Source organism: Tenacibaculum sp. MAR_2010_89 (genome assembly GCF_900105985.1).
In the GTDB taxonomy this organism is placed as follows: Bacteria; Bacteroidota; Bacteroidia; order Flavobacteriales; family Flavobacteriaceae; genus Polaribacter; species Polaribacter halocynthiae.
In genome coordinates this window covers 104356-113949 of sequence record NZ_FNUB01000002.1, presented here as the reverse complement: position 1 = coordinate 113949, position 9594 = coordinate 104356, and the positions used below count along the sequence as shown (strand labels likewise).

Genomic DNA, 9594 nt, shown 5'->3' with positions numbered 1-9594 from the left:
GGATAACGCTTGCACACCCTCCGTATTACCGCGGCTGCTGGCACGGAGTTAGCCGGTGCTTATTCTTACAGTACCGTCAAGGCCGTACACGTACGACTGTTTCTTCCTGTATAAAAGCAGTTTACAACCCATAGGCAGTCATCCTGCACGCGGCATGGCTGGTTCAGAGTTGCCTCCATTGACCAATATTCCTCACTGCTGCCTCCCGTAGGAGTCTGGTCCGTGTCTCAGTACCAGTGTGGGGGATAATCCTCTCAGACCCCCTACCTATCGTTGCCATGGTAAGCCGTTACCTTACCATCTAGCTAATAGGACGCATAGTCATCTTGTACCCATAAATGTTTAATTAAAAAGCGATGCCACTTCTCAATATTATGGAGTATTAATCTTCATTTCTAAAGGCTATCCTCCTGTACAAGGCAGATTCTATACGCGTTACGCACCCGTTCGCCGGTCGTCAGCGGAAGCAAGCTCCCCTGTTACCCCTCGACTTGCATGTGTTAAGCCTGCCGCTAGCGTTCATCCTGAGCCAGGATCAAACTCTTCATTGTATAATCTTTAATATTATTAATGAATAAGTTTCAAAAGAATTTTTTTAATCTAACTAATTAGACTGTGGTAATTCTACTCTTTAATTACGCTGTCAATTTCAATATTTTCAATGAACTTTGTTAATCTTAATACTTGATATCTCTCAATCAAAATCTTAATTAACTTCTTGTAGAAACGTTAGAATCGAACTAACTGACTTTTTAACAGTCTTTCCAAAATCTCTGTGATCGTGTCGCTTTCTCTAAGCGGATGCAAACCTACAAACTATTTTTAATCTGACAAAAACTTTTTTGAAGTTTTTTTTAATTTGTAAATTCCATAAATCAATGAACTATCCCCTAAAATTCGGACTGCAAAGATACTCACTTTCATTTGTTTTAAACAAGCTTTTTTTTACTTATTTTTTAACCCTCTCTTAATACCTTAATAACCCTATCTTAATGAACTTTGCTTACTTTTAAACTCTACGCTTATCCGTTTGCGGGTGCAAATATAGATCCCTTTTCTAACATGACAATGACTTTTTTGAAGTTATTTTTAAAGATTTCCTTAATCAACTACCTGCTAAGCTTTTAAACCAAAAAGTTTTTTTGAAGTTTATTATAAATACTCTTTTCTTCTAGTAATACCTATACATTATATAACTCTATACATATATAATTGTTCTCCATTCTTCAGCTTTTATCCCAAAAGCAAACTTCTTATTTACTCTAACTATTAGTTATAATGCACCTGTGTTAGGGATTGAAGCAGGTGTTTGAGCTCTTTTGTTCCTTTTTTAAAACAAAAAGCGAGCGCAAAAAGCCCGACGTTAGCTTTTTCTAACGGAACACCCTATACATATATATAGTAAACCTGATTTATTATTCTTGTATTGTTATGTAAAATGTAGTGCCTTTTCCTAAAGAACTCTCTACCCAGATTCTACCACCATTTCGCTCTATGATCTTTTTTACTAAAGCTAGACCTATATACAACTGTCTATTCCACCTAAAACAGATCATGTTTTAAGCTAAGAAAACAACTTACTGATTAAATTAATTTAAAATACACACATTATATTGTACAAAATCGGGTTTTACAATATCTTTGCATTTCCAAAAATCTTCACTTGTAAGAGGATTTAGCAATAATTATATATATAAAATAATGATTAAAATTACATTACCTGACGGAAGCGTTAAAGAATTTGAAGTAAATAGTACAGCAATGGATGTTGCTAAAAGTATTAGTGAAGGGTTAGCAAGAAATGTTATTTCTGCTAGTTTTAACGGAAAAACAGTTGAAACCACCACCCCTTTAACCACTGATGGTTCTTTGGTATTGTATACATTTAATGATGATGAAGGAAAAAATGCTTTTTGGCATTCATCTGCCCATGTATTAGCACAAGCTATTTTAGATTTTTATCCAAATTCAAAACTAACTATTGGACCAGCTATAGAAAGTGGTTTTTATTATGATGTAGATTTTGGAGAGGACTCTATTTCTGAGAAAGATTTTGAAAAAATAGAGAAGAAGTTTTTAGAGCGAGCAAGAGAAAAAGCTGAATTTAAATTACGTTCAATTTCAAAAGCTGACGCACTTTCTTATTATAAAGAACAAGGCAATCAATATAAAGTAGAGTTGATTGAAGGATTAGAAGATGGAGAGATTACTTTTTGTGATCATAGCGACTTTACAGATTTATGTAGAGGTGGACACATTCCAAATACTGGGATTATAAAAGCTATAAAAATAATGAGTGTTGCTGGTGCATACTGGCGTGGTGATGAGAAAAATAATCAGTTAACTCGTGTTTATGGAATATCATTTCCTAAACAAAAACAATTAAAAGAATACTTAGAGTTATTAGAGGAAGCGAAGAAACGTGACCACAGAAAACTTGGTAAAGAATTAGAATTATTTACTTTTTCTCAAAGAGTTGGTCAGGGATTGCCTTTATGGTTACCAAAAGGTGCTGCCTTAAGAAATAGATTAGAAGACTTTTTAAAGAAAGCACAAAAAAAAGCGGGTTATGAAATGGTAATGACTCCTCATATTGGTCAGAAAGAATTATATGTTACTTCTGGTCATTATGCTAAATACGGAGAAGACAGTTTTCAACCAATTACCACTCCAAAACAAGATGAAGAGTTCTTATTAAAACCTATGAACTGCCCTCATCATTGTGAAGTTTACAACCATAAACCTTATTCGTACAAAGACTTACCTAAGCGTTTTGCTGAGTTTGGTACTGTATACAGATATGAACAAAGTGGTGAATTACATGGATTGACTCGTGTAAGAGGGTTTACTCAAGACGATGCTCATATATTTTGTACACCTGATCAATTAGATGAAGAGTTTAAGAACGTTATTGATTTAGTATTATATGTTTTTGGCTCATTAGGTTTTGAAAAGTTTACAGCCCAAGTTTCTATTAGAGATATGGCGAACCCTGATAAATATATAGGTTCTGTTGATAATTGGGAAAAAGCTGAACAAGCAATTATTAATGCTGCAAAAGATAAAGGTTTAGATTATGTTATTGAAGAAGGTGAAGCTGCTTTTTATGGACCTAAATTAGACTTTATGGTGAAAGATGCTTTAGGAAGAAAATGGCAATTAGGAACTATTCAAGTTGACTATAATTTACCTGAACGCTTTGATTTAAATTATAAAGGAGCAGATAATCAATTACACAGACCAGTAATGATACATAGAGCTCCATTTGGATCAATGGAACGTTTTATTGCTGTTTTACTAGAGCATACGGGAGGAAACTTCCCTCTTTGGTTAACTCCTGAGCAAGTTATTATACTGCCTATCAGTGAGAAATACCAAAATTATTCAGAAAAAGTTTTAGATTTGTTAGAAAATTCCGAAATTCGCGCCCTGATAGATGATCGAAATGAGAAAACGGGTAGAAAAATTCGTGATGCGGAAGTAAGCAAAATACCTTTTATGGTTATTGTTGGTGAAAATGAACAAAAGGATGGTACGGTTTCTGTAAGGAAACATGGTGAAGGAGACTTAGGCGTCTTTACAATTGAAGAGTTTACCTCTTTAATTAATAAAGAAGTTAGCAAAACCTTAGTCCCTTTTGGAAAATAATTAGATAGTAATTTTAAATTTATAAGTCATAGCAATTAGAAGAAGAGGCGGACGTAGACCGCTCAGAGTAATTAAAGAAGATCAACATAGAATTAATGAAAAAATTAGGTATGTTGAGGAAGTTCGTCTAGTAGGCGATAACATTGAAGTAGGTGTGTACCCTTTAGCAAAAGCAAAAGAAATTGCTAAAGAACAAGAGTTAGATTTAGTTGAAATTTCACCTAAAGCTGTACCTCCTGTTTGTAAGGTTATTGATTACAAGAAGTATTTGTATGAGCAGAAAAAACGTGAAAAAGCCTTAAAATCAAAAGCAACGAAAGTTACTGTTAAGGAAATTCGTTTTGGACCTCAAACAGATGAACATGATTATGAGTTTAAAAAGAAGCATGCTATAAAATTTTTACAAGATGGAGCAAAACTAAAAGCATTCGTGTTTTTCAAGGGACGTTCTATCGTGTTTAAAGAGCAAGGGCAAATTTTATTATTAAAATTAGCACAAGAGCTTGAAGAGTATGGAAAGGTTGAGCAAATGCCAAAACTTGAAGGTAAACGTATGATTATGTTTATTGCTCCTAAGAAAACGAAATAAAGAAAGTTATAAGCAAGATAAAACGCAAAACAAAAGATGCCTAAAATTAAAACAAAATCTAGTGCCAAGAAACGTTTCAAGTTAACTGGTTCTGGGAAAATCAAAAGAAAGCACGCGTTTAAGAGTCACATCTTAACAAAGAAGTCTAAAAAACGTAAGCTTGCATTAACACATGCTGCATTAGTACACAAGTCTGATGAAGCTAACATTAAGCAACAATTAGTTTTAAAATAATTGTTAGCAAGGTAGTAAATTATTAACCATGGAGTTAGGCTCAAAAAAGTACTTTTAAATAAGTCGCCTACTACAAAAAAACAATTTGAATTATGCCAAGATCAGTAAATTCAGTAGCTTCAAGAAATAGAAGAAAAAAAATCTTGAAGCAAGCAAAAGGTTACTTTGGACGTAGAAAGAACGTTTATACAGTAGCAAAAAATGCGGTTGAAAAGGGAATGTTATATTCTTACAGAGACCGTAAAAACAATAAGAGAAACTTCCGTTCATTATGGATTCAACGTATTAACGCTGGAGCTCGTCAGTTCGGAATGTCTTACTCACAGTTTATGGGTAAAGTAAAAGCTAATGAAATTGAGTTAAACCGTAAGGTTTTAGCTGATTTAGCTATGAACAACCCAGAAGCTTTCAAGGCCATTGTAGAGAAAATAAAATAAGTTTCATAAACTTGCTTATACTAAAAACCCAAACTTTACGTTTGGGTTTTTTTAAACCATTAAATTATACTTTATACTTAAAAAACTTTTTATGAAATTTTTAAAAGTCATATTATTTTTTACTTTAACGAATGTAGCTGTTAGCCAAAATTCATCTCAAAACTCTACGAATAACTCGATTAAAAAACAATTTGAAACTCTATATAAAAAGTCGGGTAGTTATCAAAAATATAAAGTTATAGAAAAGACTTTATTCAATGCTTTACAAAGAAGGACTGTAGATACTATTAAAAATCTTAAATCGACAATTGTTTCAAAACAAGATTTAATAAACAATCAAAACAAAAAACTTACAAGCTTAGAAAATCAGATTACCTCTCTAAAGAATAACTTAACTGAATCTTCAGAAAAAGAAGATCAAATTTCTTTTATAGGTATTAACTTAACAAAATCAAATTACAACCTAATTGTTTGGATTATTATTTTCACAATACTAAGTTTATTAGTGTATTTTATATATCGATTTAAAAACAGTAATATCTTAACCAAAGAGACTCGCAGTTCATTTGATGAAATTGAACAAGAATTTGAGCAATACAAGAAAAAATCAATTGAGAAAGAACAACAATTGAGAAGGAAACTACAAGATGAAATTAATAAACAGCGTGGTGTTTAATTAAAAATAAACTCAAAAAAGGCCTCAAATTAAATTTGAGGCCTTTTATTTAAACTTCTAGTAAAACTAAATTTTCTTTTTCTTTCTTCTCATTTTCCAAATCAAAAAGTAATGAATCTATTCGTTCCTTTTTAATACCTGGTACACATATAATGTGAGCTATTGCTTCCTCTGATGCTAATTGATATTTTTCACACACTTTTTTAGATGGCTTATCAAAAACAACTGTTAGTGCTTCTTTATTTCTCCAAGCATTAACTCCTATTTCATTTAATTTTCGTTCGGTGTATGCTGCTAGTTCTTGTGATTCACATACCCTTCTTTTTAATCCGTCTTTACCATGTTTTTCAATAAATGACCATAAAAATAATGGTGTTAATCCATTTCTTGACCCTGTAATAGTTGTGTCTAAAGTACCTACATAAGATATGGAGTTTGCTACCCTGTTTCTATGAGCTCTTTTACACATTACTATTCCACATGGAATTGGCCCTCCAATAAATTTATGCCCAGAAATAGAAATACTATCTACACCTTCAGAAAAATCAAACTTAGGTTTTGGCTCAACAAATGGGGCTATTGTTCCTAAAAATGCTGCATCACAATGAATATAATAATCTTTAATTGCGTATTTTTTTATTATTGTTTTTATTTTTTCTAAATCATCTACAGCTTCTGTCATAGTTGTTCCAACATTCAAGAAAAAAACTGCTGGTTTATCTCTATGAATAGTTAAAATCTGTTCTAAATCTTCGTAATCAATTTCACCGTTCTCTTGACTTCTAACAACAATGTTTCTCATGTTTAATAAGTGAAGATTTTTCTTTACGCTATAATGTGTAGATTCACTATAGTAAACAACGGCATCTGGATAACACTCCCTAGCTAGATATAAACCATACAAATTACCTTCTGTACCTCCATTAGTAACATACCCCCAAACATCATTTACTGTTGTAGATAATATATCTGCGAAGAACGAAATACATTTTTTCTCTACTTCTTTCGTGTCAATTGTTAATGTAGACTTAGCTTCTGGGTCTCCAACGTTGTTTATACAAAGGTCTAAAAATGGTGCAAATTCACTAAATGTAAAATCCTTTGCTAATGGATACCCTAAAAATTTATCAGAACTATCCTTAATTCTCTTATATATATTTTCTAAACCCTTCATCTTTATTAATTTCTAATACAAAAGTACAAACAAAGAATAATAAACCACAACCTAATAGTTTTATAAGTAATTTTTACCAATAATTATTTATTTAAAAGAAAATAACTACTTTTGAGATCTATTATATCTGCTTATATAAAAAAAAATTCTATGATTCACTTAGATCCTATAGACTTAAAAATAATAGAGGAGTTACAAAAAGATGGAAAACAATCTATAAAACAACTTTCTCAAAAAATAAACCTTTCCATTACTCCAACTCATGAGCGAATAAAAAAAATTGAAGCTAGTGGAATTATAGAAAAATATGTTGCAATAGTTAATCCTGAATTACTTGGGAAAAATTTAATTGTTTATTGTCAAGTTACATTAGTACAACATGAAGACAATGCATTTAAAAAATTTGAAGACTATGTTAATTCTATATCTAAAATTCTTGAAGTTTCATACATAGCTGGAAGTTTTGATATTCTTTTAAAAATCATATTAAAAGATATGAATGAATACCAAAATTTTGTTTTGAAAGAAATGTCACAATTAGAAATCATATCTAATATTCAAAGTTCTTTTGTTATAAAACAAATAAAAAATGACACTTTGATAAGTGTCATTTAATTAAAAATTCATTGATATTTAACACATTCCATCACGAATTGTAAATTTAAATTCTTGTATTACAGCTTCTCCTTTTATGTTTTTTGCTGGTTTCCAAGTAGGCATAGCTTTAATTAAATTGATTAATTCTTTATCTACTTCATAATTACCTGAAGTTTCTTTTACATTAACATTTATTGCTTTACCATTTTCATTAATAGCAAAACATACAACAGCTCCATTATTTGCTTGGAAATTACAGGCTTGAATATTCATTGAAGTATTCCCCCTTAGATAAGTAATCATTTTGTCATAACCTCCATCAAAAGCGGCTTCTATTTCTGGCACAACTACCATATTAATTATCATTTCACTATTTTCTAATTCTTCTGTTACAGAGTTTTTAGTTTTATAATCTACTTTTATTGTAACTACATCTGATATGTTTACTGAATTAATTAATTTAATTTGTTTTTCAGTAAACACATTGTTTTTTCCTAATTCTTTTACTTCTTTTCCATTTTTTATTATCCCCATTTTAACCGACTTGTAATTAACAATCCAACTTGATGGATAATACGCTATTAAATCACCAACACTATGTGCTTCTTTTATTTTCTTTTTAGTTATAGTTCGTTTATGTTTTCCTTTAACAGAGTACATTAAGCTTTTTTCAGCGACAAAATCATTCAAAAATGTATTATCGTTCGTAAATAAACTTTTATCAATTGGTTTGCAAGTAACTATATCTTTGTTATCTTTTACAAAACCATAGATTACAAGTAACATAACAGTCATAAAAAAACCAATAACAACAACCTTATTTTTCATACTAAACATATTTTATATTGCTTAACAAATTTAATACTAACCAATTACAATTTTAAAAACTAATTGTAAATAGTTGTTATTGAAGTGTAAAAAAATGTTATTGAAATGTAAATTACAAGTAACCAAACAAGAATTAATATAACTTTGTTATATGTCATCAAAAACAATACGAACTATTTTATCTTTAATGTTGCTAACTATATTTGGATTATTTATAACTCAGGTATATTGGTTTAAAAAATCTTTTTCTTTAGAAGGAAGACAGTTTGATGAAAAAATAAACATTGCTCTTAGAAATGTTGCAAATACACTACTAATATTAGATAATAACAATTTATCGAAAATTCCCCCGATTTCAAAAACTGCCTCTAATGAATATTATATAAAAACCAACAGTTATTATAACTTAGCTACTTTAGATAGTTGCATTAGAAAAGAATTTTTACTAAGAAATATAAATGTAAATTTTGATTATTCTATTGTAAAAGCTAAAAATCAAGAACTTGTTTTAGGAAATACTATAACAAACTTGTTTGATGATCCAAGTATTGCTTGTATTGGAAGAATGGATGATAAAGAAAACCTTGATTTCAAAATTCGTATTAATAACAAAACTTCGCATTTATTAAATTCAATGGGAATATGGTTATACTCTTCCATTAGTTTATTAATACTATTAGCGGTTTTTACATTTATAATACTTTCTATTATTAAAGAAAAAAAACTAGCTATGCTGAAAAAGGATTTTGTGAATAACATGACGCATGAACTAAAAACCCCTATAACCAATATCTCAGTTGCTTCTGATGCAATTAGAAACAGAAATGATATGGATAATCAAAAGCTAAAAAAATATGCTGATATAATATATAATGAAAACACTAGGCTACATAATCTCGTTGATACCGTTTTACAAATTTCAACTATAGAAAAAAAAGAGGAATCTCTTTCATTCAAAATTATTGATTTACATACCATTATTAATAATGTAATTACTAGTTTTCAACCATTAATTCAAGAAAAAGAAGGTAGTCTTAAATCAAAACTAAATGCAAATCAATACCTTATTAATGCTGATGAAACTCATTTAACAAATGTAATTTATAATTTAATTGAAAACGCTATAAAGTATTCCAAAAACTATCCTGAAATAATACTTACAACAAAAAATGAAAAGGATGGCATTTTCATTGAAATTAAAGATAAAGGTATTGGAATGAGTAAAGAAACTCAACAACGCATTTTTGAAAAATTTTTCAGAGCTGAATCTGGAAACATTCATAACACCAAAGGTTATGGTTTAGGTCTAAACTATGTCAAAATTATTATTGAAAAACATTTAGGAAACATTACCTTTAAAAGTACAAGAAATGTAGGAAGCTGTTTTAAAATTTATTTACCTATTTAAATT

General features: G+C 29.9%; 10 protein-coding genes and 1 rRNA gene. 7 read left to right on the top strand and 4 right to left on the bottom strand.

Annotation, left to right across the window (positions count from 1 at the left end; translation table 11 throughout):
- Together BLV71_RS00780 and BLV71_RS00775 are read right to left on the bottom strand one after the other, a co-directional pair.
- A 16S ribosomal RNA gene (locus tag BLV71_RS00780) occupies positions 1-551 on the bottom strand; the annotation flags it as partial.
- 864 nt (positions 552-1415) lie between these two features.
- Positions 1416-1556: an ATP-binding protein gene (locus BLV71_RS00775; protein ID WP_093868711.1), complete on the bottom strand. Its 141-nt coding sequence runs from the start codon at positions 1554-1556 to the stop codon at positions 1416-1418.
- Positions 1557-1701: 145 nt separating this feature from the next.
- Between BLV71_RS00775 and thrS the strand changes: the two genes are divergently transcribed.
- The 5 genes from thrS to BLV71_RS00750 all read left to right on the top strand — a co-directional run bounded on the left by thrS (position 1702) and on the right by BLV71_RS00750 (position 5584).
- Entirely contained in the window at positions 1702-3648 is a 1947-nt protein-coding gene (gene thrS / locus BLV71_RS00770; RefSeq protein ID WP_093868710.1) for a threonine--tRNA ligase, read from the top strand.
- 70 nt (positions 3649-3718) lie between these two features.
- Complete coding sequence (gene infC, locus BLV71_RS00765) at positions 3719-4237, top strand: translation initiation factor IF-3 (protein ID WP_093868709.1); 519 nt, start codon at positions 3719-3721, stop codon at positions 4235-4237.
- Positions 4238-4273: 36 nt separating this feature from the next.
- Positions 4274-4471, top strand: coding sequence for a 50S ribosomal protein L35 (gene rpmI / locus BLV71_RS00760; protein WP_093868708.1), 198 nt, complete (start codon positions 4274-4276; stop codon positions 4469-4471).
- A 92-nt stretch (positions 4472-4563) separates the two neighbouring features.
- Positions 4564-4908 (top strand): 50S ribosomal protein L20, encoded by a 345-nt coding sequence (rplT, locus tag BLV71_RS00755; RefSeq protein WP_093868707.1) that lies wholly within the window; start codon positions 4564-4566, stop codon positions 4906-4908.
- Positions 4909-4999: 91 nt separating this feature from the next.
- Positions 5000-5584 carry a hypothetical protein gene (locus tag BLV71_RS00750; RefSeq protein WP_093868706.1) on the top strand — a complete coding sequence of 195 codons (585 nt, stop codon included), beginning with the start codon at positions 5000-5002 and terminating at the stop codon, positions 5582-5584.
- A 49-nt stretch (positions 5585-5633) separates the two neighbouring features.
- Here BLV71_RS00750 and BLV71_RS00745 read toward each other — a convergent pair whose 3' ends face one another.
- Positions 5634-6758 carry a histidine decarboxylase gene (locus BLV71_RS00745; RefSeq protein ID WP_093868705.1) on the bottom strand — a complete coding sequence of 375 codons (1125 nt, stop codon included), beginning with the start codon at positions 6756-6758 and terminating at the stop codon, positions 5634-5636.
- Positions 6759-6908: 150 nt separating this feature from the next.
- On the opposite strand from BLV71_RS00745, the gene BLV71_RS00740 reads away from it, so the two are divergent.
- The gene (locus BLV71_RS00740; RefSeq protein WP_093868715.1) at positions 6909-7373 is read left to right on the top strand and encodes an Lrp/AsnC family transcriptional regulator; all 465 of its coding nucleotides are present in this window, start codon (positions 6909-6911) and stop codon (positions 7371-7373) included.
- 18 nt (positions 7374-7391) lie between these two features.
- Here BLV71_RS00740 and BLV71_RS00735 read toward each other — a convergent pair whose 3' ends face one another.
- Positions 7392-8183, bottom strand: coding sequence for an energy transducer TonB (locus BLV71_RS00735; protein ID WP_093868704.1), 792 nt, complete (start codon positions 8181-8183; stop codon positions 7392-7394).
- A gap of 151 nt (positions 8184-8334) precedes the next feature.
- On the opposite strand from BLV71_RS00735, the gene BLV71_RS00730 reads away from it, so the two are divergent.
- Positions 8335-9591, top strand: a complete 1257-nt coding sequence (locus tag BLV71_RS00730) for a sensor histidine kinase (RefSeq protein ID WP_093868703.1) — start codon at positions 8335-8337, stop codon at positions 9589-9591.
- Positions 9592-9594 lie beyond the last annotated feature (3 nt).

Coding starts and splice junctions, on each gene's coding strand:
- BLV71_RS00775 (WP_093868711.1), bottom strand. CDS start 1,556: ATGATCTGTTTTAGGTGGAATAGACAGTTGTATATAGGTCTAGCTTTA.
- thrS (WP_093868710.1), top strand. CDS start 1,702: ATGATTAAAATTACATTACCTGACGGAAGCGTTAAAGAATTTGAAGTA.
- rpmI (WP_093868708.1), top strand. CDS start 4,274: ATGCCTAAAATTAAAACAAAATCTAGTGCCAAGAAACGTTTCAAGTTA.
- rplT (WP_093868707.1), top strand. CDS start 4,564: ATGCCAAGATCAGTAAATTCAGTAGCTTCAAGAAATAGAAGAAAAAAA.
- BLV71_RS00750 (WP_093868706.1), top strand. CDS start 5,000: ATGAAATTTTTAAAAGTCATATTATTTTTTACTTTAACGAATGTAGCT.
- BLV71_RS00745 (WP_093868705.1), bottom strand. CDS start 6,758: ATGAAGGGTTTAGAAAATATATATAAGAGAATTAAGGATAGTTCTGAT.
- BLV71_RS00740 (WP_093868715.1), top strand. CDS start 6,909: ATGATTCACTTAGATCCTATAGACTTAAAAATAATAGAGGAGTTACAA.
- BLV71_RS00735 (WP_093868704.1), bottom strand. CDS start 8,183: ATGAAAAATAAGGTTGTTGTTATTGGTTTTTTTATGACTGTTATGTTA.
- BLV71_RS00730 (WP_093868703.1), top strand. CDS start 8,335: ATGTCATCAAAAACAATACGAACTATTTTATCTTTAATGTTGCTAACT.